The organism is Streptomyces sp. NPDC001843 (genome assembly GCF_042891955.1).
GTDB lineage: Bacteria > Actinomycetota > Actinomycetes > Streptomycetales > Streptomycetaceae > Streptomyces.
On record NZ_JBIATQ010000008.1, the window covers coordinates 50,870 to 77,111 of the forward strand.

Sequence of the window (26,242 nt, forward strand, 5' to 3'; positions counted from 1 at the left end):
CGTCCCCAACCGGTTGGCCAATTGTCGGCGGCGTCTGGTTCGCTTGTCGCATGGCGATTCTCTGGGTCCTGATGGCGCTGCTCATGCTGAGCTTCGTGCTGCTGCCGACGCTGCGGCGCAGGCGCGGGATGATCGAGCAGGTGACCCCGGACCACCCGGACGCCGCCGACCCGGCGGACTACGGCTTCGTGCGTCAGGAGGACCTGGACGTCCGGATGCCCGGCCCCGACCAGGACCTGCTGGACGTCCTGGACCTGGTGCAGCGCACCCAGGACTACCGCGCGGCGGCCCAGCTGCTGGCCGGCACCGAGTCCGAGGGCGAGCTGCGCTGGCAGCGCGTACAGGCCTTCGCGGGCGCGGCGGCGCTGGAGCTGCGGCAGCGGCCCGGTGGGGTGCACGAGACGCCCGGCGGACAGTGGCTGCGGGTGTGGCGGGCCGAGCAGCCCAAGGACGCGGGCGGCGCGGCGGTGCACGCGGAGTTCCTGGTCCAGCAGGCGTGGCGTACGTCGACGCCGGGCACGGACGACTTCCGGATCATCATGGAGGAAGCCAGTGAGGCCTGCGCCCAGGCGGCCCTGCTGGCGCCCGGCGACCCGGTCCCGCACATCGTCGAGCTGTCGGTGGCGCGCGGACTCGGCTGGTCCCAACCGGAGTTCGAGAAGCTCTGGCTGAGGATCCTCGACCGCGCCCCCGCCCACATGGGCGCCCATCTGGCGGCCCTGCACTACTGGTGCGAGAAGTGGCACGGCTCCCGGGAGCTGGCGTACTCCTTCGCGGAGGCCGCGGCGGCCCGCGCCCCGCAGGGCTCCCTGCTGGCCGCGATGCCGCTGTTCGCGGTGTTCGAGCACCTGCCCGAGGTGAACCTCGTGAGCAGCTTCTACCAGAGCGAGGTCGTCACCAGGGCGATCCACGGCGCGCTCCACGCGGTGCACGCGGCCCGCCCCGACGACCCGGTCCAGGCCCACGTCCGCCATCTGCTGTTCTTCTTCCTGGTGCGCGCCGAGCGCTGGTCGGAGGCCATGAACCAGCTGATACACGTCGACGGCCATGTCGGCGCCCTCCCCTGGATCCTGTCCGCCGACCCGGCCGCCGAGTTCGCCCTGCACCGCGCCCTGGCGGTGGCGGGCTACGAGGCGAACGGCGGCAGCCCGGCGACGCTGCTCAGCTGACCTCCCGGACCGGTCGCGGTACGCGTGCTCGCGGGGGCATCGGCCTGACCGGAATGCGACGGGCCCCCCGCACGTTGTAAGGGGTGCCATCGCGAGCCGGTGGTTCCAGCCCCCAGACCGACAGGGAGACCCCATGCTCTTCGGCCGCACGCCCCAGCTGCCCACGCCCGAGCAGGCGCTCAAGGGCCGGCCCGCGCCCGCGTTCGAGGTCCCCGCCCGGCACACCGTTCTGGGCAACCCGCTCCAGGGCCCCTACCCCGACGGCCTGGAGGTCGCCGACTTCGGCCTGGGCTGCTTCTGGGGCGCCGAGCGCAAGTTCTGGCAGCTTCCGGCGGGGGTGTGGACGACCCTGGTCGGCTACCAGGGCGGCTACACCGAGAACCCCACGTACGAGGAGGTCTGCTCGGGGCTGACCGGCCACACGGAGGCCGTCCGCGTGGTCTACGACCCGAAGCTGGTCTCGTACGACCGTCTCCTGAAGACCTTCTGGGAGTCCCACGACCCCACCCAGGGCTTCCGCCAGGGCAACGACGTCGGCACCCAGTACCGCTCCGCCATCTACACCCACACCCCCGAACAGGCCGCCGCCGCCGAGGCCTCCCGGGCCGCCTACCAGAAGGTCCTGACCTCCTCCGGCCACGGCACGATCACCACGGAGATCCTCCCGTCGGAGGGCCGCCCCTTCTACGCGGCCGAGGCATACCACCAGCAGTACCTCGACAAGAACCCTGCGGGGTACTGCGGGCTGGGCGGGACCGGCGTGTCCTGCCCGATCGGGGTCGCGCCCGCCAACGGCTGACGGCCCGGTGCCCACGGCACAGGAGCTGTTCGCCTCCATGATCCGCACGCGGATCGCCCCCCCCGTCTGCGCGCGCTCGGCTTCAAGGGATCGGGACAGATCTTCGAACTGCCCCACCCGGCTTCCTGGGCCCTGCTCGGCTTCCAGAAGTCCGCACACAACTCGGCGGGACGCGTCGAGTTCACGGTCAATGCCACCGTCGCGACCAAGGCCGCCCGGGCCGACGCCCGCGAGCTGGGGAAGCACTGAGCTGCAGTGGGAGGCGCGCCGCCCCGCCGACCGCTCACGCCGCGACCACGAGGAGGCCTGGCTGCACGCCGGCGAGCTGCGGACGGCGCCGCGAGAGACTCGCAGCATCCTGAGTGCCTACGCAGACCTCCTCGCCAGTGCGTCGCCGTGAAACTGGGAAATCCGGTTGCCCATGACGGGCCGGACAGGCGCTAATACGGCGTATGGCCGACATTCAGGGCTCATACGATGATCTGTTCACCGCGGTGCCGAGTGCACTGGCCCTACTGCTGGACGACGGAGACGCGGGCGGCTCGGTCGCGGTCTTCGTGGACGGCGAGCCGGTGGTGGACGTCTGGGGCGGGTACGCGGACGCGGACCGCACGATCCCGTGGCAGCGGGACACGATCACCAACGTCTTCTCCGTCACCAAGACGATGACGGCACTGTGCGCACTGATCCTGGCCGACCGCGGCGAGCTCGATCCGGCCGCACCGGTCGGCCGGTACTGGCCCGAGTTCGCCACGGCGGGCAAGGAGAACGTGCTGGTGCGGCACCTGCTCGCGCACACCGCCGGCCTGCCCGACTGGAACGGACCCGTCGAGGAGCTCTACGACTGGCCCTCCGCCACGGCACGTCTGGCGGCGCAGGCTCCCCAGTGGGAACCGGGCAGCGCCGCCGGGTACCACTCGCTCACCCAGGGGTTTCTCGTGGGTGAGGTCGTGCGCCGGGTAACCGGCCGAAACCTGGGCGAGTTCTTCGCGGAGGAGGTGGCCGGACCGCTGGGTGCCGACTTCCACGTCGGACTGCCCGCCGAGCACGACCACCGGGTGGCGCTCAGCGTCCCGCCGTCGTCCCGGGACGAGGACTACGCGGCGAGCGCACCCGGCAGCGGCGCGTCCCCCTCCGCCGCCACCGTCATACGGGTCCGTGACGGCAACAGTGTGGCCTGGCGTCGCGCGCAGATCCCCGCCGCGAGCGGCTTCGGCAACGCCCGCTCGGTCGCCCTCGTGCAGTCGGTGATGGCCTGTGGAGGAACAGTGCGCGGGGTGCGACTGCTGTCGCGGGCGGGTGCTGACCGTGCGCGGGAGGAGCAGTTCAGCGGCGAGGACCGCGTCCTGGGCATGTCGGTCCGTTACGGGCTGGGTTACGGGCTTTTCGGCGACACCTTCGGCTGGGGCGGTTGGGGCGGCTCGCTGGTCATGATCGATCCGGAGAACCGTATGGCGGTGGCGTACGTGACCGACCAGATGCGCGAACCGGCGGAGGACAACCGGGGACTGGAACTGGTGATGGCCGCCTACGACGGGCTGGGGGGCCTGCGCGGCTGAGCCAGGACGGCGGACCGGCCGGGCCTGCCCATTCGAAAACCGTTGGCCCGGCCGAACGCGTCGGCCGCACTCTGTACGCCATGGAAGAACCACAACACAGGATCCGCGCGCTCCACACGGCCTCCACGATCACCGTCTACCAGGCGTACTCGCCGGAGATCGGCGTGCCCGCGGTTCGCCGTGGCCGTTTTCCCGCCGTGTGGAAGCGGGACCGCATGACGTGGATCAAGCCGTCGTTCCTGTGGATGATGTACCGCTGCGGCTGGGGCACGAAGCCGGGGCAGGAGACCGTGCTGGCCGTCGAGATCGCTCGGGACGGCTTCGAGTGGGCGCTGCGCAACGCGTGCCTGTCGAGTTACGTACGGGGGCTGCATCCGGACCGGAGTGCCTGGCAACGGGAGTTGAAGCGTGCACCGGCCCGGGTGCAGTGGGACCCCGAGCGGGATCTGCGGCTTCAGCCCCTGCCCTACCGGTCGTTGCAACTGGGGCTCTCCGGTGAGGCCGTACGGCGGTACGCGGACGAGTGGACGGTCTCCATCAGGGACGTGACCCCGCTCGCCACCGAGATCCGGGCCCGAGTGGGTGACGGCGACCTGGAGGCGGCGAGCCGGCTGCTGCCCGAGGAACGGCCGTACCCCGCCGAGGACGCACTGATGGCCCACCTGCGGTGACGTGAGGTGACCGGGCCGTGGCGACAGGCCGTGGCCGGCACGGGGACCAGGCCCCGGCTCCCGTGTGCGCTCGTGCCTCAGCGGGTCGGCGGGAGACAATGAGGCTCCCGGGACGGGCGAGGTGGTGACGATGCCCGCATGGCGTCTGCGTGACTATCACGACGACGATCTCGACCAGGCGATCCAGATCTGGGACCAGAGCCGCCATGCCGACGAGGACCCCGTGTTCCCGGTGTCCGAGGTGATGGCCGCGGCGAAGGCCGGGCAGCCCGCGGTGGTCGCGGCGGTCGGTGAGGAACTGGTCGGCATGGCCGTGGCCGAGGCGCACGGCAAGCGGGGGTGGATCCTGCAGGTCGCGCTCGCCTCCCGCTGGCGCCGGCGCGGGATCGGCAGCGCTCTCCTCGCCGAGCTGGAGCGACGACTGCGGGCGCTCGGAGTGCGGCACATCAGCGCGCTACTGCCCGCGGGCGCGGCCGGGACGAAGGCGCTGGAGAACTCGGGCTACCGGTTCCGCGAGGATCTGACCTACTACGAGAAGTTCGAGCCGCCAGGTGCGGCCGAGGCCGGGGTTCTCGCGGCGCTCGGCGGCCGCATGCTGCCCGACGGGCTCTGGGACGCGATGGCCGGCATGGAGCGGGAGAAGCAGGTCGTCGAGCGCCGTGTCGTGCTGCCGTTGACGGAACCGGCGCTGGCCGACCGCTACGGCGTCCTTCCGCCCAAGGCGGTCATGCTGTTCGGTCCGCCCGGCACCGGGAAGACCAGTTTCGCCAAGGCGGTGGCCTCACGGCTCGGCTGGCCGTTCGTGGAGCTCTTCCCCTCCCGGCTGGCGGCCGACACGAGCGAGGGGCTGGCCGCGGCGCTGCGGGAGGTCTTCGCGGAGCTGGCGGAGCTGGACTCGGTGCTGCTCTTCATCGACGAGGTCGAGGAGATCGCCGGCGTGCGGTCCGGGAAGGCGGTCGATCCCGGGCACGGTGTGACCAACGAGCTGCTCAAGCTCATCCCCGTCTTCCGCGAGCAGGACGCGCGGCTGCTGGCGTGCGCCACGAACTCGGTCCGTTCTCTCGACGCGGCGTTCCTGCGGCCGGGCCGGTTCGACTACGTCATCCCCATCGGGCCGCCGGACCCCACCGCCCGCCGCGCGATCTGGACCCGCTATCTCACGGCCGCCGCCGGCTCCGTTGACCTCGCCCGGCTGGTCGAGGCCAGCGAGCTGTTCACCCCGGCCGACATCGAGTTCGCGGCCCGCAAGGGCGCGCAGGCGGCGTTCGAGCAGGAGGTCGCGCACCGGCGGGGCCGGTCGGCCACCACCGAGGACTTCATGGCGGCCATCGCCGACACCCGGCCGACGCTCACCACTCGGGCGATCGAGGAGTTCACCGAGGACATCGAGAAGTACAGCCGGCTCTGATCCCCGCGCGGTCACGGGCGGGGTGCGCGGACGGGGGCGGGGCCCCCGTCCGCGCGGGGTGGTCAGGGAGCGTCGACGCGGCCGTACTTCGGCACGGTCACCGTGCGGTGCCCCGGCGTTCCGCCGAGGACGACCTTGCGGTACGTGACGTTGTTGGCCTTGCTCTGCTCCGCGAGCCGGTTGTCCGGGTTGGCGATGACCTGGATGTAGTACGTGCCGTTCGCCAGGTTCGAGATGTCGAAGGACTGGCCGGGCCGGAACTGCTCGTAGGTGTCGCCGTTGCCGACCTCCAGGGCCTCGCGGACGGAGAGCGAGTTGTACTCACCGCAGGCGCTTTCCAGGTCCGTGTTGTACGGGTGCCAGTTGGCGTTCTTCACGGTGTGGTCGATGGCGTCGGTGTTGGCCAGGCAGAAGGCCTCCTTGCCGCTGCGGACGATCTCCTTCTTGTCCGCGCCGAGCAGCCGGTAGCTGGCGAAGTCACTGAAGTGCCAGTGCTGGTGGCCCTCCCGGGGGTCCCACTCCATCGTGCCGGTCTTGTTGTAGCCGACCTGCTTGCCGTTGGCGTCGTAGAAATACTGGTAGGCGTCCATCTTGTCCTTGCCCGGGGTGCGGAACCCGTCCACCACCAGGGGCGAGGGCCCGCCGTTCCAGACCGTGGCGCCGAAGGCGAGGTACTCCTTGCCCGGGGCGGCGCCTTCCCCGCCTTCCTCGCCGTCGGTGACGGTGATGCCCCATGCGGGGAGGGCGCGCAGGTCCGGCTTGGGTGTGTTGACGGGGACGGCGCCCTTGCCGACCGGGCGCTTGGACGCCGGCTTCAGGGTCTTCAGCGAGCCCTTGTGGGCGTGGTCGCCGCGGGTGATGCCGTGCCCCTCGCCCTCGCCGCCCTCGGAGCCCTTGCGAACCGTCACCTTGATCGTCCGGGTCGTGTCGGGCATGCCGAACAGGTCGCGGTACTTCTTCGCCACCGAAAGTTTGGCGGTGTACTCGCCGACCGGTAGATCCACCGACTTGCCGTCGTAGCCCGAGGTGGTGACCGCCGCCCAGCCCTTGTCCACGCCCCACACGCCGCCGAGCGCGAACGGGTTGTAGGCGCAAGTGTCGGGGTATTTCGAGTCGGCCGGGGCGTCCGGCCGGACGCGGCCCGTCCGGTTGTTGGGACAGAAGGACTGCGTGGTGTCGAGCACCTTGGCGCCCGACTGGTTGGTGATGCTGATCTTCAGGAAGTCCGGCAGGCCGGAGAAGTCCTTCACCAGCCCGCTCGGCAGGGACTTGGTCACCGTGCGGCTGCCGGAGTGGATGACCTGCGACGCGACGATCGGGTCGTTGTAGGACTTGCGCGTCACCCGCAGGTCCAACGGCCCCCCGTCGACCGTCACATAGGTGCCGAGGTCGAGGTAGACACCTCCCTCTTCCTCATAGCGCTCGAGGGTCACCTTGTCGGAGACGGCGACTACTTTGAGCTTCGGAGCGCCCGCCTGGGCGGCCGCTCCCGCGCCGGGTGCGGCGAGGGTCCCGGCGGTGGCGGCGGTGAGGGCGGCGGCGGCGATGATCGTCGAGCGGCGTAAGGCTCTACGGTGGTGTGTGGTCATGAGTTCCTCGCTGTGCGTTGATCGGGACGTGCAGTGCGCGTCTTGCAAGCGCCTATGGAGGTTCTTTGCGCCACCTGTGAAAAGTGCCAAAAGCGGCTCCAGGTTGCCCGGCATCCGGAAGTCGCCCTGAATGTCGGCCAGTTGCCGGTTTGCGACCGCTGCCCGCTCTCGTGGATTCGCGGCCGGGCCCGGCACGGCCCGGCACGGAGGAGGAACCACGGTGAGCAGTCGCACGTTTCTGACAGGCGGCGGGTGGGACGCCCCCGCCGAGGTCTACGGGCCGTTTCTGCGGGCGGCAGGGGCCGCGCCGCGCATCGGGTGCGTGATCGTCGACGAGGGGGACGGCAAGGAGCAGTTCGCCCGGTACGAAGGGGCGTTGGCGAAGGCCGGGGACTGCACACCGGTACCGCTGCTGGTGCCGGTCGGCGGGCGGTTCGAGCCGGGGCTCCTTGCGGACGTCGACGGGGTGCTGGTGTGCGGTGGGCTGACACCCGCGTACCAGGAGGCGTTCGCGGGGTGCCTCGACGGCCTTCGCCGGCTGCTGTCCGAGCGGGGTCTTCCGTACGCCGGGTTCTCCGCGGGGGCCGCGGTCGCCGCGCGCCGCGCCGTGGTGGGCGGGTGGCTGCTGGACGGAGTGCCGGTGTGCCCGCAGGACAGCGCGGAGGACCTGGCGGAGGTCGACGTGCGGGCCGGGCTCGGGCTCGTGCCCTTCGGGGTGGACGTGCACGCCGCACAGTGGGGGACGTTGCCGCGGCTGATCGCCGCCGTCGGGCGTGGCGACATGCCGTACGGTGTCGCGCTCGACGAGAACACGCTGGTGGAGGTGGCCGGCGACGGACACGCCCGGGTTTCGGGGCTCGGCCGCGCGCATGTCGTACGGCCGACGGGCGACGGGGACGTACTCCTGCAGTCCTACTCGGCCGGCGGGACCTTTCCCGTCACACCGGTCGACTGACGGGTCGGGGAACCCGGGAGGCCGGTCAGCCGCGAGGGCTGAGCCGGCCTGGCCCGGGTCAGTTGACGAGGCTGTCGGATCAGATCGTCGACGTGTCGATCACGAACCGGTAGCGGACGTCGCTCGCCAGCACCCGCTCGTACGCCTCGTTGATCTGGTCCGCGCTGATCAGCTCGATCTCGGCGCCCAGGCCGTGCTCGGCGCAGAAGTCCAGCATCTCCTGGGTCTCCGGGAGGCCGCCGATGCCGGAGCTGCTGAGGCTGCGGCGGTTGCCGAAGACGGACTGGAGGGTGATGTTGACCGGCTCCTCGGGCAGGCCCACGTTGACCATCGCGCCGTCCGTGCGCAGCAGGGACAGGTAGGCGGCGAAGTCGAGCGGCGCCGAGACCGTGTTGAGGATCAGGTCGAAGGAGCCCTTGAGCTCCTCGAACGTCTCGGGGTCGCTGGTGGCGTAGTAGTGGTCGGCGCCCAGCTTGAGGCCGTCGTCCTTCTTGCGCAGGGACTGCGAGAGGACGGTGACCTCCGCGCCGAGCGCGTGCGCGATCTTGACGCCCATGTGGCCGAGGCCACCGAGGCCGACGACGGCGACCTTCTTGCCGGGGCCGGCGTTCCAGTGCCGGAGCGGCGAGTACGTGGTGATGCCGGCGCACAGCAGGGGCGCGGCCTCGTCCAGCGAAAGGCCGTCGGGTATGCGGACGACGAAGCGCTCGTCCACGACGATCTTCTCCGAGTAGCCGCCGTAGGTGGGCTCGCCGTCCTTGCCGACCGCGTTGTACGTCCCGACGGCGCCGCCGGTGCAGTACTGCTCCAGGCCGGCCTTGCAGTTGTCGCACTCGCGGCAGGAGTCGACCAGGCAGCCGACGCCCACGCGATCGCCGACGGCGAACTTGGTCACGCCCGGACCGACCTCGGAGACGACGCCCGCGATCTCGTGGCCGGGCACCATCGGGAAGATGGCCTTGCCCCAGCCCTCGCGGGCCTGGTGGATGTCGGAGTGGCAGATGCCGGCGAACTTGATGTCGATCAGTACGTCGTTCTCGCGGACCGCCCGCCGCTCGATGGTGGTCCGCTCCAGCGGGGCCTTCGCGGCGGGGGTGGCGTATGCAGCAACAGTGGTCATGACGTCCAGCCTGCCCCAGGACTCCGGCTCCACCCAGATCACGCCTCTTCGTACGACTGCCGTGCCTACCACTGGCGGGGTCAGGCTCACGGACGTACGACCATGAATACTGGCCTTATGGACGCACAACCCCAGCCTTCCGGCCCCTCCCTCGACCGGCGTGCCGAGCTGAGCGAGTTCCTGCGCACCCGGCGGGCCCGGCTGAAGCCGCAGGACGTGGGGCTGCCCGACCTCGGGCGGCACCGGCGGGTGCCGGGCCTGCGCCGTGAGGAGCTGGCGCAGCTGGCCGGGGTGTCCGTGGCGTACTACACACGGCTGGAGCAGGGCAACGGGCAGAACGTGTCGGCGGAGGTGCTGGACTCCATCGCCCGGGCCCTCAGGCTGACGGACGCCGAGCAGGCCCACCTCACCCGTCTCGCCAAGGGCAAGCAGCACAAGAAGAAGCCGTCGGCGCGGCCGCAGCAGGTGCGGGCGTCGATCGGGCAGCTGCTGGAGACCATGGACGCGGTGCCCGCGTACGTCGTCGGGCGGCGCTCGGAGATCCTCGCGTGGAACCGGATGGCGGCGGCGGTCTTCGGTGACTGGTCCGAGCTGCCGGCGGCGGAGCGGAACTGGGCGCGGCTGGTGTTCCTGCGGCCCGAGTACCAGGACCTGTACGAGGACTGGGAGCAGAAGGCGATCGACATCGTCTGCGCCCTGCGGATGGACGCCGGCTGCTACCCGGACGATCCCCGGCTGTCCGCCCTGGTCGGTGAGCTCTCCGTGAAGAGCGAGGACTTCCGGCGCCTGTGGGCGACCCACGACGTCAAGGAGAAGAGCCACGGCGTCAAACGGCTGCGGCATCCGCTGGTGGGTGCGCTGTCCCTGAACTTCGAGTCCTTCAGGATGACGGACGACGCGGACCAGTCCCTGATCGTCTACCACGCCGAACCGGGCTCCCCGTCGGCGGAGGCCCTGCGCCTGCTGGCCAGCTGGGGAGCGGACGCGACCCGGGCGGGGGCCGCCGGCTGATCGGGCGGCGCCCGGCCTCGCACACGGCGAGGGGCGTACCGGAGATCTCCGGTACGCCCCTCTTACTGCCTACGAACTACTTGCCGTAGTACGCGTTGTAGATCGAGATCGTCGACTTGTTGCCCTTCTTGTCGGCGATCTTGGCGTGGAAGGAGATGGCCTTCCCCTTCGCCGGGTTCTTCACGGTGATCTTGCCGTGGTTGACCGTGACCTGCTTCCAGGTCTGGCCGTAGTCGTACGACACCCACACCGCGAGGGACTTCAGGTTGCGGCCCGCGGCCGCACCCTCGACGGTGACCGGGAAGGTGACCGTCCTGCCCGCCTCGACGCGGCTGTCCAGGCCGGTCTTGGCGTTGAAGCGGGCGGTGGAGGCGGGGAGCTGGGCGAAACCGCCGGCCGGCTTCTTGGAGTGGAAGGTCCAGCTCGCGTCGATCCGGGTGGAGGCGGCCGCGACCTTGACGGTCCGCGTCACCGAGGTGGTCAGCTTGTACTCGGCGTCACCGGCGGGAACCTTGAAGGTCTCGCCGAACAGCGGGTCCTTGTTGGAGCCCACCTTGGTGCCGTTGCGGTACAGGGTGGTGGTCACCGCGGTGAAGTCCGAGGAACCGGCGTGCCCGCTGCTGTCCGCGAACAGCGGCAGGGAGCCGTAGATCTCGTTGTCCTGCCGGAACAGGCCGTACTCGGAGTTGAGGTGCGGGCCGAAGACCGCGGTGTTGAAGGTCTTGTTGTAGGTCTGGCCCGCCTTGAAGGTCTGCGGGTTGCCCAGCGAGTAGAAGGCGTCCGGGATCGGGAAGCCGTCGGCGTCGTGACCCGAGTACTGGTCGACGTCGAAGCTCCACCGGGCGCCGTCGACGGCCGACACGTACATCGTGCGCGTACCGGGCAGCTTCTGCTCCACCGGGTTGCCGAACACTATGTCGTCGCCCAGGACGGCCCAGGGGGAGATGCCGCCGGTCTTGCCGGAGGCGGCGGCGCCGACCGCGTTCTTCACCGTGGCCAGTTCACCGGTCTTGAAGTGGCGGACCTTGCCACCCTGGATCTTCTTGACCTTCGCGCTGGTGGCCACGTCGTACTCGGTGCTCGCGTCCTTCGTCCACTGGCCGCTCCAGGTCTGGGTCAGACCGTTCGCGACCTCCGGGCCGAGGTGCGCCATGCGGATGTTGTCGAAGCTGTCGAAGCCGATGCCGATACCGCCCACCGGGTCGTACATGTAGTCGATCATCGCCGACTTCGGCTTGGCCTGGGCGTCCGGCACCGTGATGTCGGCCGCCTTGGTGGTCCGGGCGTCCAGGTCCACCGTGAGGTTCTTGGTGACGCTCAGCTTCGGCTGCACCAGCCAGTCGATGCCGCCCTCGAACGTGGTGAAGTCCTTGCTGATCTGGGAGTCCAGCAGGTACGTGCCCCTGGGCAGACGCAGGGTCGTGGTGCCGGAGGCGTCGGGCTGCGCGGTGAAGAACTGGTCCTTGGCGATGCCCGTGTAGCCGGACAGCTCGGTGTCGTAGAAGCCCGTCGGCTTCCCGTCACGGCCGGTGTGCTTGAGGGTGACCGTGTAGGACTCCACCTCACGCTGCACGGCCGCGGCCGTGCGCACGGTCTGGCCGCCGCCGGTCGCCGTCACGTACGCGGAGTACGCGCCGTCGAGGGTGCCGCCCAGCTTGGTGTTGACGGTGAGGTCGACGGAGGCCTTGCCGCCCGCGGGGACCGTCACCTTGGTGGCGCCGAGCTTGAAGAAGCCCGCCGGAGCCGCCTGCCCCTTGGGGTTGGTGGCGGTGGCGGCCAGGTTGAGCGTGACGTCCTTGGTGCCGAGGTTGCGGTACGTGACCTGCTTGGTGACCGGCGTGTCGTCGGTGTGCGGCCACGCCTGCGTGCCGAAGCTCACCGACACCGGTTCGGCGACCACGGTCTGCTTGATGGCCTTGTCGACCGCGATACGGCCCGAACCCTGCTGGAACGGCGTGTACTTGCCGCCCTTCGCGGAGCCGGTCAGCGCGGCCTTCAGCTCGGCGAAGCCCCAGTCCGGGTGCTCCTGCTTGAGGATCGCGGCGGCGCCCGCGACGTGCGGGGTGGCCATCGACGTACCGGAGATGGTCAGGTAGCCGGGCGCCGGGTGCGGGACCTCGGGGTCCGTGTCGATGACGCTGCCCGGCGCCGCGGCGGCGGTGATGTCCACGCCGGGCGCGGTGACGTCCGGCTTGATGGCGCCGTCACCGGTGCGCGGGCCGGTGGAGGAGAACTCCGCCAGCTTGTCGTTCTTGTCGACGGCGCCGACGGTGAGCGCGTCGTCCGCGCTGCCCGGCGAACCGATCGACTGGGGGCCGGAGTTGCCCGCGGCGATCGCGAACAGGATGCCCTTCTCGGTGGAGAGCTTGTTGACCTCGGCCTCGAGCGGGTCGACCTCGGGCGTGTCGTAGCCGCCCAGGCTGAGGTTGACGACGCTCGCGCCCTGCGAGGCCGCCCACTCCATGCCGGCGAGGATGCCGGAGTCGTCACCGGAGCCGCTGTCGTCCAGGACCTTGCCGTTGAGGATCTTGGCGTCGGGTGCGATGCCCTTGTACTTGCCGTTGGACTTGGCTCCGGTGCCCGCAGCGATGGACGCGACGTGCGTGCCGTGGCCGAAGTGGTCCTTGGCGTCGGCCGCCGTCGAGAAGTTCTTGGACTCGATGACCTGGCTCTTCAGGTCCGGGTGGGTGGTGTCCACACCGGTGTCCAGGACGGCGATCTTGACGCCCTTGCCGGTGTAGCCGGCCGCCCACGCGGTCGGGGCGCCGATCTGCGGGGCGGACTTGTCGTCGCTGGCCTTGCGGACGCCGTCGAGCCAGACGTGGGCGATGCCGGAGGCGGTCTTGTCACCGTTGGTGACCGCGTCCCACAGCTCGGGCGTTTCCTTGGCCGGGGTCTGCACCGCGTCCGCGTTCAGCGTCTTGAGGCTGTGGCGGAGGGTGCCCGCGTCGCGGACGTCGGACTTGGCGGCCGTGGCGGCCCCCTTGTAGCCGACGATGACCTTCAGGCCGTTCTTCTGGGACTTGCGGGTGGCGGCCTTGTTGAGTTCGGTGACGTCGAACAGTCGCTGGTCCAGCTTGCCGGAGGCGACCAGGTGGGCTGCGTCGGCGGGAATGACGAGGGTGTGTCCGTCGGCCTTGCGGATCTGGAACGGGATGTGCTCGCGTCCCTTGGCCCGCTCCAGGCCGACGACCCGGCCCTTGGCGTCGACGGCGACCCGGTCGCCGGTGATCAGGGTGATGCGGTGCTTGGACGTGAGCGATGTGGCCGCGGTCGTCGACCGCTGCTCGGGCCTCGCCGACGCCGGGCTGGTCATACCCGCGGCGAGGGCGACGGCGGCCGCAGTGGCCACGGTGGCCGCAGCCGCTCTTTTCACTTGTCTGCGCAAAACTCCCCCTGGAGACGGAGTACCGGGCGAATTCCCCGTTCACCCGGCCGGGGGCAGTCTCGTACGCATGAACGTCAACCCCCCGGAGCACGCAGTATGCCGGGGAGTGATCTGACGACTCAATAGATGAGAGACAGGTGAGAAAGCGCTACCGGGAACTGTTACGCACCAGGGGGAACACCGTTACAGAATCGGGAAGTGCACCACCGGCGCACGGTGTTATAAGTGCGGCCTCAGATGCGCCTTCAGGTGGCGGCGTTCTCCTTCACGGTGATCTGCCCCTTGCGGATGGTCGCCAGTCGCGGTGCCCTCTTCGCGATCGAGGAGTCGTGGGTGACCATGATGAAGGTCAACCCGTGTTCCTTCCACAGGCGTTCGAGAACGTCCATGATCTCGTCACGCATCCCCTCGTCGAGGTTGCCGGTGGGCTCGTCGGCGAGCAGCACCTTCGGCTGCTTCACCAGCGCCCGGGCGATGGCGACGCGCTGCTGCTGTCCGCCGGACATCTCCGACGGCAGGTGCCCGAGCCGCTCACCGAGGCCGACCGACTTCAGCGCCTCGGCGGCCCGTTCGCGCCGCTCCTTCCCCTTCACCCCGAGCGGTACGAGGGCCGTCTCGACGTTCTCCTGGGCGGTCAGGGTGGGGATGAGGTTGAAGGACTGGAAGACGAAGCCGATGTTCTCGCTGCGGACCCTCGTCAGCCGGGCCTCGGACAGCTTGGCCAGGTCGGTACCGTCGAGGACGACTTCGCCGGAGGTGGGGCGGTCCAGGCCACCGAGCATCTGAAGCAGCGTCGACTTGCCGCCGCCGGTGGGCCCCTGGATGACCAGGCGGTCGCCGTCGCCGATGGCCAGGTCGACGCCGTCGAGGGCGTGGACGATGTCCTTGCCTCGGGTGTAGCGCTTGGTGACGCCTCTGAGTTCGTACATGGTGGGTGCAACTCCTGTGGGAACTAGTGGGGTTGGACTACTCGACGCGCCGCAGCGCGTCCGCGGGCCGTTGCCGCGACGCCCGCCAGCCACCGAACGCACCCGCGATCAGGCCACCGGCCACCGCGAGACCGACGGCGAGGACGATGGTCGTCACGCTGACCGGCGCGGTGAGTGCGACCTCGAGGGTCTTGGCGGCCCGCCGTCCCGGGCCGCCGAAGCCGCCCCCGCCACCGAAGCCGGCCCCGCCGCCGAAGCCCCCGCCGGGGCCGCCGCCCGGACCGCCCGCGCCGCCGCCGGTGCTGCCGAGCTGCGCCTGCAGCGACGGGCTGATCGCGGTGACGACGTACGCGCCCGCGAGGCCCAGCCCGATACCGAGGGCACCGCCGACCAGGCCGTTGACCATGGCCTCCCCGATCACCTGCCGGGTCACCCGGCCCGACTTCCAGCCCAGCGCCTTGAGCGTGCCGAACTCGCGCACCCGCCGGGACACCGCCGAGGAGGTGAGCAGGCCGGCGACCAGGAACGCGGCCACCAGCACCGCGATGGACAGCCACTTGCCGACGTTGGTGGCCAGGCTGGAGGCGGTGGACAGCGAACCGGAGACGGTCTTGGCGAGGTCCGCGGAGGTGGTGACGGTCGTACCGGAGACGTTCTTCTGGATGGCACCCTTGACGGAGTCGATCTTCTGGGAGTCGGTCGCCTTGACGTAGATCGTGGTGACCTTGTTCTTCTCGTCCGCGAGGGTCTGCGCCTGCTCGAGCGGGATGTACAGGTTGGCCGCCGAGTCACCGCTGCTGGCGGTGGCGATGCCGATCACCTTGAACTTGACGCCCTTGATGGTGACGGTGGAGCCGACCTTGTACTTCTTCGTCTTCGCGTAGGCCGAGTCGGCCACGGCGACCTCGGCGTTCGTCTCGGTCGTCCTGAAGGTGCGGCCGCTGGTGATCTTCGAGGAGGTCAGCGGGCCCAGTGCGGTCCTGGTGACGTCGGTTCCGAAGACCGTGTACTGGTTGACGTCGAAGTTCGCGCCGCCGCCCCGCACCTCGCCCTGCGGCCGGCCTTCGCCCTGGCCGGGCCCGCCCTCCCGGCCGGCGCCGGAGTTCTGGTTCTGGTTCTGCTGGAACTGGCCGCGGGTGAACTGGCCGCTGATCTTCACCACGTTCAGGCTCAGCCCGCCGACGGCGGAGGAGACGCCCTGCTGGTCCGCGACCTTGGTGACGGTGGAGGCGGACAGGGTGGTGAAGCCCTGCACGCGGACCCGGTCGCTGCTCTGCGTCGAGTTGTCGTCGTCGCCCCTGGCGTCGAACCGGAAGCGGGGCTGCTGCGAGCTGCCGGCGGTGGGCGTGGCCGCCTTGGTCACCGTCATGTCCGTACCCAGGCCGTACAGCGACTGGAGGACCTTGTCCTGCGCCTTCCCCATGCCGTTCGACACGGAGTTGACCACGATGACAAGCGCGATGCCCAATGCGAGTCCGGAGGCGACGACGAGGGCCGCCTTTCTGCGGCGGCGCAGTTCGCGCCTCAGGTAGGTGAAGAACATGGCCGCAAGGTAGGGACGGACCGTGATGACTCGATAAGGCCGAAATAAGAGGAGCATGAGAAGGCTGTGGCCGGCCCCGGAAAGACCCGTGAAGGAGCCCGGAAAGACCCCGGAAACACCGGTGCCGCCCCTGGGGGCGGCACCGGAAGGATGTGGGTCGGGTGAGCGTCAGACGGCCGAGCCGGCCTTCCACTGCGCCCAGTCCATGTTCCAGCCGTTGAGGCCGTTGTCGGGGGCGACGGTCTTGTCGCCGGTGTTCTTCACGACGACCACGTCACCGAGGATCGAGTGGTTGTACATCCACGCGGCCGGTGTGTTCGGGTCGTTCGCGCCCTTGGTGTCCGACAGACCCACGCAGCCGTGACTGGTGTTGACGCTGCCGAAGATGGACTTCGCACCCCAGTAGTTGCCGTGCAGGAAGGTGCCGGAGCTGGTGAGACGGATGGCGTGCGGCACGTCCTTGATGTCGTACTCGCCCTTGCCGTCGTCGTCCGTGAAGCCCACGGTCGCGCCGTTCATACGGGTCTGCTTGAACTTCTCCTGCATCACCATGACGCCCTGGTACGTCTTGTTCTCGGGCGAACCGGCGGAGATCGGGATGGTCTTGACGGTCTTGCCGTCCTGCGTGACCTTCATCTGCTTGGTCTTCGCGTCGACGTAGGAGACCTGGTTGCGGCCGATGTGGAAGGTGACCGTCTTCTGCTGGACGCCGGTGACACCGGAGGCGCCCTCGACACCGTCGAGCGCGAGCTTCAGCGTGACGGTGGAGTTCTCCTTCCAGTAGTCCTGCGGACGGCAGTCCATGCGGTTGGCGCCGAACCAGTGGCAGGCGACCTCCTGGCCGCTGCTGGAGGAGACCGTGATGCCCTTCTGGACGGCGGCCTTGTTGGTGATCGCCTTGTCGAAGTTGATCGACACGGGCATGCCGACGCCGACCGTGGAGCCGTCCTCCGGCGTGAAGTTGGCTATGAAGCTGTTGGCCGGGGAGACCGTGGTGAACGAGGCGTTCTCGTGGGCGACGCGGCCCTCGGAGTCCTTCGCGGCCGCGGCGACCTTGTAGGTGGTGGAGCGCTCGAGCTGGACGCTGGGCTTCCAGCTCTTCTTGTCGGCGGCCAGCCGGCCCGCGACGGCCTTGCCGTCGGCGGTCGTCATGGTCACCTCGGTGAGCGTGCCCTTGGCGACCTGGACGGCGGCGGACTTGTTGATGGACGCGTTGTCCGAACCGTCCTTGGGCGTGATCGTGATCCGGGCCTCGGAGGACTTCTTGGCCGCCGCCTCGTCGGCCTGGGCCTGCGAGCTGTCGCCGCCGCCGCTGCCGGAGGACTTGTCGTCGCCACCGGAACACGCCGAGAGCACCAGTACACCACCGAGCAGTGCGGACGCGGCCATCAGGCCCTTGCGCCGCTTACTGTCCGTCATCACACGCTTCTCCATGTTCGCCGAATCCCCAAAGACCCCGAGTCCCCCGCTGCGAATCTTCAACGCTACGACCGGTGCGCCCCGTTCCGCATTCCCGGCAGGTGTGGGCCACACCACGTGCGAGGGGCGGGTGGTGCGGGAGTAGGTCGTGCGCCCCCTGAGACGACGAAACCCCGGTCGGCGGTTGCCGTCCGAGGTCGCTCGTCCCCCTGATGCCCAGCCGATGCCGCCGCTTCAGGCCTCGTCGCCTTCGTCTTCCTCCTCGTCATCATCCTCGTCGAGGTCCCAGTCGGGCGAATCGGGGTCGTAGTCGATCCGCTCGGTGGACCAGGAGGCCTGCTGGAGTTCCACCCCCGGCACCTCACCGACCAGGTCGAACGGATCGACCAGGTAGGCCAGGGCCTCCGCGGTGTCTTCCGTCACAGTGCTCTCAGCCTGCGCCCGTTCGTCGTCCGGCAGCTCCGGATCCGCCGCGAGCCGGCGCAGCGCGGCCCTGGTGACCTCTTCGTCGTCCTCCACTTCGAGGACCAATTCCACCCGAAGCCGTACAAAACGTGATGTCTCTTCAGTGCTCATGCCCGGAGAGTACGGCGGAAACCTCCCGTGACTTTCCTGTGACCCGCGCCTTTCACTAACATCGCCCCACACGGCCAATTCGCCAGCGTCACAAGGGGATCGATATTCCGTGTCATCCGTTCGCCGCCCGCTGCTGACCGCCACCGCCGCGGGCACCCTCCTGGGCGCCCTGTGGTTCGTCCCGTCCGCGAACGCGTCGCAGGACACCACGGTGAGAGCGGAGACCCCGGCGACGCAGGTCACGCAGGCGAAGGCGGTGTCCGCGGCGGAGACGGAGGCGGAGACCACGTCGGCCTCGGCGGACGACGCCCGGCTCGCCGACACCGGAAGCCCCGACACCACGCCGTATGTCATCGGCGGTACTTTCTGCCTCGCCGTGGGCGCCGGTTTCGTGGTGTATTCGGTACGCCGGGAACGCCTCGGCTTTTAAAGGACTTGACGATTCTTTGACTCGTCTCTCATAGTCCGCTCATGAAGAGATCATCGGGCGTGCGACTCTGCGCCGCTGCCTCAGTGAGCGTGCTGTCGTTCGCCCTTGTCACGGGCTGTTCCGACGGGGGTTCCGGCGATTCCGGGAACGGCGAGGACGGCAAGAGCGAGAAGCCGGCCGCGAAGGCGCTGAGCGCCGCCGAGTTGAAGAAGCTGATCATCGCCAAGGGAGAGGTGCCCGGCTTCAAGGTCGGGGCCGTCCAGGGCGGCATCCCCGCCGACAGCGCGGTCAAGACGGACGACGCCAAGTGCGACCCGCTGCTCGACGTCCTGACCGGCGTCGCGCCGGGCGACCCCGAGACGAACACCAGCCGCATGGCCAGGCAGGACAAGAAGGACCCCACGGACGACGCCACGTCCCTGGACGACCTGGCCGACGGCAAGTTCGAGGACGCGCTCAAGGACTCCATGGTCTCGGACGTCACCGTGGTCACCCTGTCCTCGTACGACGGGGACGGCGCCGAGCAGGCCCTGCGGTCGGTCTCCGACGCGGTGAAGGCGTGCGCGGGCGGCTTCTCGGGCGACCAGGCCGGCGAGAAGGGGAAGTTCACCAAGGTCGCCGAGGAGAAGTCCTCGGCCACGGGTGACGAGTCGCTGGCCTTCACCGCGACCAACGACACACCGGACGGGGCCGTTCCGCTCCACGGCGAGGTCGTGCGGCACGGGAACACCGTCGCGACGTACAGCACCATCAACATCGGCGCCGCGATGACCAAGAAGGCCTACACGGTGTCGGCTGCCGTGATCAAGGCCCAGGCGGCCAAGCTGAAGTGACGCACGGCATGTGAGAGGGGCCCTTGTCCGAGGACAGGGCCCCTCTTCCGGCACAGGCCTACTGCAGCGGTCCGGTGACCGTCTCCACGGCGGCCACGAGCCCGCCGTCGCGCACGAACGTCTCGGCGGCGGCCAGGTCGGGGGCCAGGAACCGGTCCGGTCCCGGGCCCTGCACGCCCGCGCCCCGTACGGCGTCGATGACCGCCTGCGAGGCAGGTGCCGGGGCGAGCCCCTCGCGGAGTTCTACTGCACGCGTGGCGGCGTACAGCTCGACGGCGATGATCCGGGCCAGGTTGCCGACCGCGGTGCGCAGCTTGCGCGCCGCCGACCAGCCCATCGACACGTGGTCCTCCTGCATGGCGGAGGACGGGATGGAGTCGGCGGACGCCGGCACGGCGAGCCGCTTCATCTCGCTCACCAGCGCGGCCTGTGTGTACTGGGCGATCATCAGCCCGGAGTCCACGCCGGCGTCGTCCGCGAGGAACGGCGGCAGGCCGTGGCTGCGGTTCTTGTCGAGCAGCCGGTCGGTGCGGCGCTCGGCGATGGAGCCGAGGTCGGCGGCGGCGATGGCGAGGAAGTCCAGGACGTAGGCGACCGGGGCGCCGTGGAAGTTGCCGTTGGACTCGACGCGACCGTCGGGGAGGACGACCGGGTTGTCCACCGCGGAGGCGAGCTCGCGCTCGGCGACCAGCCGGGCGTGCGCGAGGGTGTCGCGTCCGGCGCCGGCGACCTGGGGGGCGCAGCGCACCGAGTAGGCGTCCTGGACGCGGGGTGCGTCGTCCTGGTGGTGGCCGGTGAGCTGGGAGCCCTTGAGCACGGCCAGCATGTTGGCGGCGGAGGCGCCCTGTCCGGGGTGGGGGCGGATGGCGTGCAGCTCGGGCGCGAGCACCTTGTCCGTGCCGAGCAGCGCCTCCAGGCTGAGGGCTGCGGTGACGTCGGCGGACTTGTAGAGCAGGTCGAGGTCGGCGAGGGCCATGACCAGCATGCCGAGCATGCCGTCGGTGCCGTTGAGGAGGGCGAGGCCTTCCTTCTCGCGCAGCTCGACCGGCGCGATGCCGTGCTCGGCGAGCAGCTCACCGGCGGGGCGGACCGTCCCGTCGGGACCTTCGGCGTCGCCCTCGCCCATCAGGGTCAGGGCGCAGTGGGACAGCGGGGCGAGGTCGCCGGAGCAGCCGAGCGAGCCGTACTCGTGCACGACCGGGGTGATTCCGGCGTTGAGGACGTCGGCCATGGTCTGGGCGACCTCGGGCCGGACACCGGTGTGCCCCGAGCAGACGGTCTTGAGGCGCAGGAACATCAGGGCCCGGACGACCTCCCGCTCCACCCTCGGTCCCATGCCGGCGGCGTGCGAGCGGACGATGTTGCGCTGCAGCTGGGTGCGCAGGTCCTGGCTGATGTGCCGGGTCGCCAGGGCTCCGAAGCCGGTGCTCACGCCGTAGACCGGCTCCGGCTTGGCCGCCAGGGCGTCCACGATCCCCCGGGCCGCCGCGAGGGCCGTCACCGCTTCCCGCGACAGCTCGACGCGGGCGCCGCCGCGCGCCACGGCGAGAACGTCGGACGCGGTGACACCCGTCGTCCCCACCACCACAGTGTGCATATCCATATTCAGGAGCGTACGCATTGAATGCGGGGATGTCACTAGTGGGGTGCGGGTGCGACCCTTACTCGGCCGGACACATCGGCGGTCACGGCCGGCGGCCGCGGAACCGGCGGCGCTCGGCCCGCTCGGGCGACGGCTCGTCGGCGAGGCGGACCACCGGATCGTCGGGGCCCGCCCGTCCGGCGACCACCGGCCGGCCCGCACCCAGTGCCTTCGCACGGTACTGCGCCGCGTCGGCCAGCCGGAACAGCCGGCGGGCGGAACGCACGTCACCGATGGGGTCCGCGGTGGACGCGACTCCGCAGGCCACGCCCTCGCCCAGGTCCAGCTCCGCGGCGCGGCGGCAGAGTTCGTCCGCCGCCTTGACCACGGCGTCGGCCGGCGGCCCCACCGCGAGCAGACAGAACTCGTCCCCGCCCAGACGGGCCGCGAGGGCCCCGGGCAGCGTCGCCCCGCACAGCGAGAGCAGGGAGCCGAAGCGTTCCAGCAGCCGGTCCCCCACGGCGTGGCCCTGGGTGTCGTTGACCCGTTTGAGCCCGTTCAGGTCGCACACGGCCAGACTGACCACGACGCCCTCCCGCCGGTGCCGCTCGACGGCCTCCTCCAGGCGTACGTCGACGGCGCGGCGGTTGGCCAGGCCGGTCAGCGGGTCGGTGTACGCCAGCCGCCGGGCCTCCTGCAGCCGTTCGGTCTGCGCGAGCCCCGCGGCGACGACCGCCGCCAGCACGGTCGCGAAGTCGGCGTCGCCCCGGCCGAAGACAGGTACGTCGGCCGCGCGGGCGACGTACAGCTCGCCCCAGGCCCTGCCGTACAGCAGGACCGGTGCGACCACGCAGCAGCCGCGTCCACGGCGGCGCAGGGCGGCGACGCGCTGGTGGAAGTAGCCGGGACGGCCGGCGGCGGGCCCCTCGGCGGTCTCCACCCAGGCGTTGGGTCCCTGACCGCCCGCCCACCGCTCGTGCAGGAACTCGGTGATCTCCGGGAACTGGTGCACCGGATAGGCCTCGTGGGCCGGGAACTCCTCCTCGTCCGGGGCCCGCTCCCCCACGTTCACCAGGACCCGCAGCTGCCCCCGGTCCCGCTCCCACACGGACAGCGCGGCGAAGCTCCCGTCCAGCGCCCGGCACGCGCCGAGCGCGGCGGCCCGCCAGGACTCACGGGGCGTGCGCGCCGCCGCCATGCCCTGCGCCAGTGCGACCACGGCGGCGAGCCGCTTGTCCTCACCCATCACCCCAGGTTAGGTACGTTTCACCGGAACCTCCGGAAAAAGACGGCAATACGGTGCCAAACGGGTCTGCGGTGCGACTACGGCCCGTTCGCCGTCCCGTTCACTCCCCCGGCCACTGGGGCTTCCGCTTCTCGTTGAACGCGGCCACCCCCTCCGCCCGGTCCCCCGAGAACGCCACCGCCCGCCAGGCCGCGTCCTCGATCTCCAGTCCCGCCCGCAGCTCCATCCCCTGCCCCAGCCGCAGCGCCCGCTTGGCCGCCCGCAGCCCGACCGGCGAGTTCCCGGCGATCCGGGCGGCCAGCGACAGGGCCTCGTCCCGGTCCCGTCCCGCCTCCACCAACTGGTCCACCAGCCCCAGCTCCAGCGCCTCGGGCGCCTCCACCCGCCGCGCGGTGAAGATCAGCTCGGCGGCCCGTGCCGCCCCGACGCGCCGCGGCAGCAGCTGCGTACCGCCGCCGCCCGGAATCACGCCCACGGACACCTCGGGCAGCCCGAGCACGGCGGTGCGGTCGGCCACGATCAGATCGCAGGACAGCGCCAGCTCGAAGCCGCCGCCCAGCGCGAACCCGTGCACCGCGGCGATGGTCGGCATCGGCAGTTCCAGCACCCCGGTGTACGCGCCCCGGGCCACCGGCCGCTGCCGCACCAGGTCGGCGTCGCTGAACGAGTTGCGCTCCTTCAGGTCGGCCCCGACACAGAACGCCCGTTCGTGCGAGGACGTCACCACGACCACGCGCGCGTCCCGGTCGGCGGCGAGCGCGGCACATGCGCCCGCGACGGACCGGGCCATGTCGGTCGAGACGGCGTTCATGGCCCCCGGCCGGTCCAGCACGAGCTCCGCGACGTGCCCGTGCCGTCGCACCAGCACGAACTCCCCGAACCGCTCCTCGCTCATGACACCCTCCGGTTAACGCGGGTTAACTCCCTGACGCACCTGATCATCGCAGCCGCACCCGACCGGGGAAAGAGGCGGACCGCTACCCCGTTCGAGTGACATCCCGCCCGAGTCGGGCCCAACCGCCCACGGGAGCGCATAGCGTGCGCTGCTCGGGGTATCGGGGCACGCGGCGGGGAGGGAGCGACATGACAGACACGGACATACACGCGAATACGGTCCCGGCCCGGAACTCCGCACCGATGTTCCGGCGCGGCCGCCACCGCAAGCCCCGCCCCCGCAAGGCCCTGATCGCCGCCGGCGGCCTGGCCCTTGCCGCCAGTGCCCTGAGCCTCGTACGGCTGGCACCGGACGCGGGGGTCGGCGTCCCGCGCACCGCGGAGGCCGAACCACGGCCCGACACCGGCGCCACCACGGACCGGTCCGTCACCATCGGCGCCGTACCGACGGAACTGCCTTCGGCGACCTCCACGATGGGCGGGGCGAGTGTGCGCCCCACGCCGGCCGCCGCGTCGTCGCCCATGGCACTCCCGGGCTCCGCCCGCGCCGCGGCGACAGCACCCCCGGCGACCGTCCCGACGACCATCCCCACGAAGGCCGAGGCCCCAGGGGCCCCGGCGGCCACGCCGAGGCCGTCGACGACACACCGCGCCCCTGCGTCGCCCCAGGCCCCGGCGCCGGCACCGAGCCGGAGCACGGGCGGTCCCGCGCCGACGCGGAGCCAGCCAGGGGGCGTGTGCGTGCCGATCATAGGGCTGTGCGTGGAGCGGACCTCGCGCTAGGAGCCGGTCTCCTCCGCCAGGAGTCCGCCAGGAGCCCGCTAGGAGTCGCTGTCCCGTCGCGAGAGCAGCCACGGCTCGACGACGCCGAGGCCGCGGACCGGGCGCTGCCACATCGGCTGGAGCGCGAAGCGGTACGTCGGCGGCTCCTCGCCCTCCTTCTCGGCGGCGGCCGCGGCCTCGGCCGCCTCCGCCTCCGACGCGGGTGCCTCGCCGGTGCGGATGATCTCCTCGGCGAAGGCGCTGTCGACGAGCACGGAGTCGCGGGGCGCTATCGACGTCAGCCGGGAGGCGAGGTTCACCGTCGTACCGAAGACGTCGCCCATGCGCGTGGTCACCGTGCCGAACGCCATGCCGACGCGCAGCTCGGGCATGGTCTCGTCGTTCGCCATCGTCTCCACCAGGCGCAGCGCGATGTCGGCGGCCGTGCCCGCGTCGTCGGCGGCGTACAGGACCTCGTCACCGAGGGTCTTGATGAGCCGGCCGCCGCGTGCGGCCACCAGGTCGGCGGCGGTCGTCTCGAACGCCTCGACCAGTTCGCCGAGCTCCTCCTCCTCCATCCGGCGGGTCAGCCGGGTGAAGCCGACCAGGTCGGCGAAGCCGACGGCCAGCCTGCGGTCGACCATCTCCTCGTCGTCCGCGGCCTGCACGACCCGGCCGGCCGAGGCGGCGAGCTGGCGGCGCCAGACGTAGACGAGGAACTCCTCCAGCTCGGGCAGGAGCAGCTCGACGATCGGGTACGTCACCTCGGTGCGGGTCATGCCCGGCTCGGGCGGCTCGGTCAGCCCCTCCAGGAAGGAATCGATCTGCCATTCCGCCAACCGGGCGGTGGTCTGCCCGGTGGAGCGGGCCACCTGCACGGCCATCGCCTCGCTCAGCAGCCCCGCCTCGACGAGACCGGCCAGCCGCCGCAGCGCCAGTACGTCGGCCTCCGTCAGCGCCTTGGCCTGCCCGATGTCGGCGAAGCCCATGGCCCGCCAGAAGCGGGAGGCCAGCTCCATGGAGACGCCGGCGCTGCGGGCCGCCTGGAAAGGGGTGTAGCGCCGCTCGGCGCCCAGGATGAGGTGCTCGAGGCGCAGGGCGAGCGGGTTGTCCTCGCCGGAGTCGGCGGCAAGGGGGTCCACCCGGCCGTCCGCGTCCGCGCCGGAGCCCGTGTCGTCGACGGTCACGCCTGCTGCCCTTCCGATCTGCCACGGTCAGTTATCGACCGGCCTTCACTCTACGGCAGGTGTGCGCCAGCTCACTCCGTTGGGTTCGGCGGGGGTTCAGTGGCCGGTGCCGGTTTGCTGATGCCCTGGTGACCTTGTCGTCGGCTGGGGGCCGCCGCCCCCAGACCCCCGCTTCGGCCTGAACGGCCTCGTCCTCAAAGGCCGGACAGGCTGTGCATACTCACGCCGGTCGCAGGTGCACGATGTCCCCCGCCCCCACCGGCTCCCGTCCCCCCTCTTCCGTCGCGAGCACCAGCCGTCCGTCCCCGTCGATCGCCACCGCCTCGCCGACGACCGACCGGTCCCCCGGCAGCTCGGCCCGTACGTGCCGCCCGAGGGTGGCGCAGCCCGCCGCGTAGGTCTCCTGCAGGCCGCTCGCCGTCGGGTCGCCCCCGGCCCGCCGCCACCGTCCGTACCAGTCCTCCAGCGAGCGCAGCACCGCCCGCAGCAGCGGGTCGCGGTCCGTGGTGACCGCGCCGGCGAGCGTCAGGGAACCGGCCTGGGGGACCGGCAGTTCCTCGGCGCGCAGGGAGACGTTGATACCGACGCCCATGACGACCCCGTCGTCCCCGGCCCGCTCCGCGAGGATTCCGCCGGCCTTGCGTTCCTCGCCGCCCACGGTGATCAGCAGGTCGTTGGGCCATTTGAGGGCCGTGTCGACGCCCGCCGCCCGCGACAGGCCGGTGGCCACGGCGACCCCGGTCAGCAGGGGCAGCCAGCCCCAGCGGGCCACGGGCACCTCGGCGGGGCGCAGCAGGACGGAGAAGAACAGGCCGGAGCGGGCGGGGGCCGTCCACTGGCGCTCCAGGCGGCCCCGGCCGGAGGTCTGCTCCTCGGCGACGAGCACGGCGCCCTCGGCGGCCTTGCCCTCGTCGGCCCGGGCCACCAGGTCGCTGTTGGTGGATCCGGTGCGCTGCACCACCTCCAGCCCCGTCCACAGACCGCCCTCCCGCACCAGCGCCCGCCGCAGTGCCGCGGCGTTCAGGGGCGGGCGGTCCAGATCGGACCAACGGCTGTCTGCTGCATCTCGTGGCGTCATGCAAGCCACCCTAGGTGTGGCATACACCGCACTGCCGACCGGCGGGCCCACCACTAGGCTTCCGATGAGTAACCGTCCCCACTTTTGAGCAGGC

General features: G+C 70.9%; 23 protein-coding genes. 11 read left to right on the forward strand and 12 right to left on the reverse strand.

Annotated features, from left to right (window positions below; genetic code table 11):
- Positions 1-50: 50 nt before the first annotated feature.
- The 6 genes from ACFYZQ_RS20835 (at position 51) to ACFYZQ_RS20860 (ending at position 5,606) form a co-directional block, all read left to right on the forward strand.
- Complete coding sequence (locus ACFYZQ_RS20835) at positions 51-1,169, forward strand: hypothetical protein (protein ID WP_389149638.1); 1,119 nt, start codon at positions 51-53, stop codon at positions 1,167-1,169.
- Positions 1,170-1,302: 133 nt separating this feature from the next.
- On the forward strand, positions 1,303-1,968 hold the full coding sequence (gene msrA / locus ACFYZQ_RS20840; RefSeq protein WP_389149641.1) for a peptide-methionine (S)-S-oxide reductase MsrA: 666 nt from the start codon (positions 1,303-1,305) through the stop codon (positions 1,966-1,968).
- A 108-nt stretch (positions 1,969-2,076) separates the two neighbouring features.
- Positions 2,077-2,217 (forward strand): hypothetical protein, encoded by a 141-nt coding sequence (locus ACFYZQ_RS20845; RefSeq protein WP_389150389.1) that lies wholly within the window; start codon positions 2,077-2,079, stop codon positions 2,215-2,217.
- A gap of 203 nt (positions 2,218-2,420) precedes the next feature.
- Positions 2,421-3,527 carry a serine hydrolase domain-containing protein gene (locus ACFYZQ_RS20850; RefSeq protein ID WP_389149644.1) on the forward strand — a complete coding sequence of 369 codons (1,107 nt, stop codon included), beginning with the start codon at positions 2,421-2,423 and terminating at the stop codon, positions 3,525-3,527.
- 80 nt (positions 3,528-3,607) lie between these two features.
- Positions 3,608-4,198 (forward strand): DUF4291 domain-containing protein, encoded by a 591-nt coding sequence (locus ACFYZQ_RS20855; protein ID WP_389149647.1) that lies wholly within the window; start codon positions 3,608-3,610, stop codon positions 4,196-4,198.
- Positions 4,199-4,328: 130 nt separating this feature from the next.
- Positions 4,329-5,606, forward strand: a complete 1,278-nt coding sequence (locus tag ACFYZQ_RS20860; RefSeq protein WP_389149649.1) for an ATP-binding protein — start codon at positions 4,329-4,331, stop codon at positions 5,604-5,606.
- A 62-nt stretch (positions 5,607-5,668) separates the two neighbouring features.
- Here ACFYZQ_RS20860 and ACFYZQ_RS20865 read toward each other — a convergent pair whose 3' ends face one another.
- On the reverse strand, positions 5,669-7,195 hold the full coding sequence (locus ACFYZQ_RS20865; RefSeq protein WP_389149651.1) for a lysyl oxidase family protein: 1,527 nt from the start codon (positions 7,193-7,195) through the stop codon (positions 5,669-5,671).
- Between the two features lie 220 nt (positions 7,196-7,415).
- Here ACFYZQ_RS20865 and ACFYZQ_RS20870 point away from each other — a divergent pair, with 220 nt between their 5' ends.
- Positions 7,416-8,150, forward strand: a complete 735-nt coding sequence (locus ACFYZQ_RS20870) for a Type 1 glutamine amidotransferase-like domain-containing protein (RefSeq protein WP_389149653.1) — start codon at positions 7,416-7,418, stop codon at positions 8,148-8,150.
- Positions 8,151-8,229: 79 nt separating this feature from the next.
- Here ACFYZQ_RS20870 and ACFYZQ_RS20875 read toward each other — a convergent pair whose 3' ends face one another.
- Complete coding sequence (locus ACFYZQ_RS20875) at positions 8,230-9,270, reverse strand: NAD(P)-dependent alcohol dehydrogenase (protein ID WP_389149655.1); 1,041 nt, start codon at positions 9,268-9,270, stop codon at positions 8,230-8,232.
- A gap of 117 nt (positions 9,271-9,387) precedes the next feature.
- Here ACFYZQ_RS20875 and ACFYZQ_RS20880 point away from each other — a divergent pair, with 117 nt between their 5' ends.
- Positions 9,388-10,281, forward strand: a complete 894-nt coding sequence (locus ACFYZQ_RS20880) for a helix-turn-helix transcriptional regulator (RefSeq protein ID WP_389149657.1) — start codon at positions 9,388-9,390, stop codon at positions 10,279-10,281.
- A gap of 76 nt (positions 10,282-10,357) precedes the next feature.
- On the opposite strand, the gene ACFYZQ_RS20885 is transcribed toward ACFYZQ_RS20880, so the two are convergent.
- The 5 genes from ACFYZQ_RS20885 to ACFYZQ_RS20905 form a co-directional block, all read right to left on the reverse strand.
- On the reverse strand, positions 10,358-13,597 hold the full coding sequence (locus tag ACFYZQ_RS20885) for a S8 family serine peptidase (RefSeq protein ID WP_389150392.1): 3,240 nt from the start codon (positions 13,595-13,597) through the stop codon (positions 10,358-10,360).
- Positions 13,598-13,914: 317 nt separating this feature from the next.
- Positions 13,915-14,598 carry an ABC transporter ATP-binding protein gene (locus tag ACFYZQ_RS20890; protein ID WP_389149659.1) on the reverse strand — a complete coding sequence of 228 codons (684 nt, stop codon included), beginning with the start codon at positions 14,596-14,598 and terminating at the stop codon, positions 13,915-13,917.
- Positions 14,599-14,635: 37 nt separating this feature from the next.
- Positions 14,636-16,141 (reverse strand): ABC transporter permease, encoded by a 1,506-nt coding sequence (locus tag ACFYZQ_RS20895; protein ID WP_389149662.1) that lies wholly within the window; start codon positions 16,139-16,141, stop codon positions 14,636-14,638.
- A gap of 168 nt (positions 16,142-16,309) precedes the next feature.
- A complete protein-coding gene (locus tag ACFYZQ_RS20900) occupies positions 16,310-17,560 on the reverse strand; it encodes an Ig-like domain-containing protein (protein ID WP_389149665.1) in 1,251 nt (416 codons plus the stop codon).
- A 234-nt stretch (positions 17,561-17,794) separates the two neighbouring features.
- On the reverse strand, positions 17,795-18,136 hold the full coding sequence (locus ACFYZQ_RS20905; protein ID WP_389149668.1) for a hypothetical protein: 342 nt from the start codon (positions 18,134-18,136) through the stop codon (positions 17,795-17,797).
- A 109-nt stretch (positions 18,137-18,245) separates the two neighbouring features.
- On the opposite strand from ACFYZQ_RS20905, the gene ACFYZQ_RS20910 reads away from it, so the two are divergent.
- Entirely contained in the window at positions 18,246-18,566 is a 321-nt protein-coding gene (locus ACFYZQ_RS20910; RefSeq protein ID WP_389149670.1) for a hypothetical protein, read from the forward strand.
- Positions 18,567-18,607: 41 nt separating this feature from the next.
- Complete coding sequence (locus tag ACFYZQ_RS20915) at positions 18,608-19,399, forward strand: hypothetical protein (RefSeq protein ID WP_389149673.1); 792 nt, start codon at positions 18,608-18,610, stop codon at positions 19,397-19,399.
- A 58-nt stretch (positions 19,400-19,457) separates the two neighbouring features.
- On the opposite strand, the gene hutH is transcribed toward ACFYZQ_RS20915, so the two are convergent.
- The 3 genes from hutH to ACFYZQ_RS20930 all read right to left on the reverse strand — a co-directional run bounded on the left by hutH (position 19,458) and on the right by ACFYZQ_RS20930 (position 23,122).
- Positions 19,458-20,996 (reverse strand): histidine ammonia-lyase, encoded by a 1,539-nt coding sequence (hutH, locus tag ACFYZQ_RS20920; protein ID WP_389150398.1) that lies wholly within the window; start codon positions 20,994-20,996, stop codon positions 19,458-19,460.
- Between the two features lie 88 nt (positions 20,997-21,084).
- The gene (locus ACFYZQ_RS20925) at positions 21,085-22,227 is read right to left on the reverse strand and encodes a diguanylate cyclase domain-containing protein (RefSeq protein ID WP_389149676.1); all 1,143 of its coding nucleotides are present in this window, start codon (positions 22,225-22,227) and stop codon (positions 21,085-21,087) included.
- Positions 22,228-22,327: 100 nt separating this feature from the next.
- On the reverse strand, positions 22,328-23,122 hold the full coding sequence (locus ACFYZQ_RS20930; RefSeq protein WP_389149679.1) for an enoyl-CoA hydratase/isomerase family protein: 795 nt from the start codon (positions 23,120-23,122) through the stop codon (positions 22,328-22,330).
- 188 nt (positions 23,123-23,310) lie between these two features.
- On the opposite strand from ACFYZQ_RS20930, the gene ACFYZQ_RS20935 reads away from it, so the two are divergent.
- Positions 23,311-23,904 carry a hypothetical protein gene (locus ACFYZQ_RS20935; protein ID WP_389149681.1) on the forward strand — a complete coding sequence of 198 codons (594 nt, stop codon included), beginning with the start codon at positions 23,311-23,313 and terminating at the stop codon, positions 23,902-23,904.
- 38 nt (positions 23,905-23,942) lie between these two features.
- Here the strand turns inward: ACFYZQ_RS20935 and ACFYZQ_RS20940 are convergent, their stop codons facing one another.
- Both ACFYZQ_RS20940 and ACFYZQ_RS20945 read right to left on the reverse strand, forming a co-directional pair.
- The gene (locus ACFYZQ_RS20940) at positions 23,943-25,070 is read right to left on the reverse strand and encodes an adenylate/guanylate cyclase domain-containing protein (RefSeq protein ID WP_389149684.1); all 1,128 of its coding nucleotides are present in this window, start codon (positions 25,068-25,070) and stop codon (positions 23,943-23,945) included.
- Between the two features lie 220 nt (positions 25,071-25,290).
- Positions 25,291-26,148, reverse strand: a complete 858-nt coding sequence (locus ACFYZQ_RS20945) for a biotin--[acetyl-CoA-carboxylase] ligase (protein WP_389149687.1) — start codon at positions 26,146-26,148, stop codon at positions 25,291-25,293.
- Between the last annotated feature and the right edge of the window lie 94 nt (positions 26,149-26,242).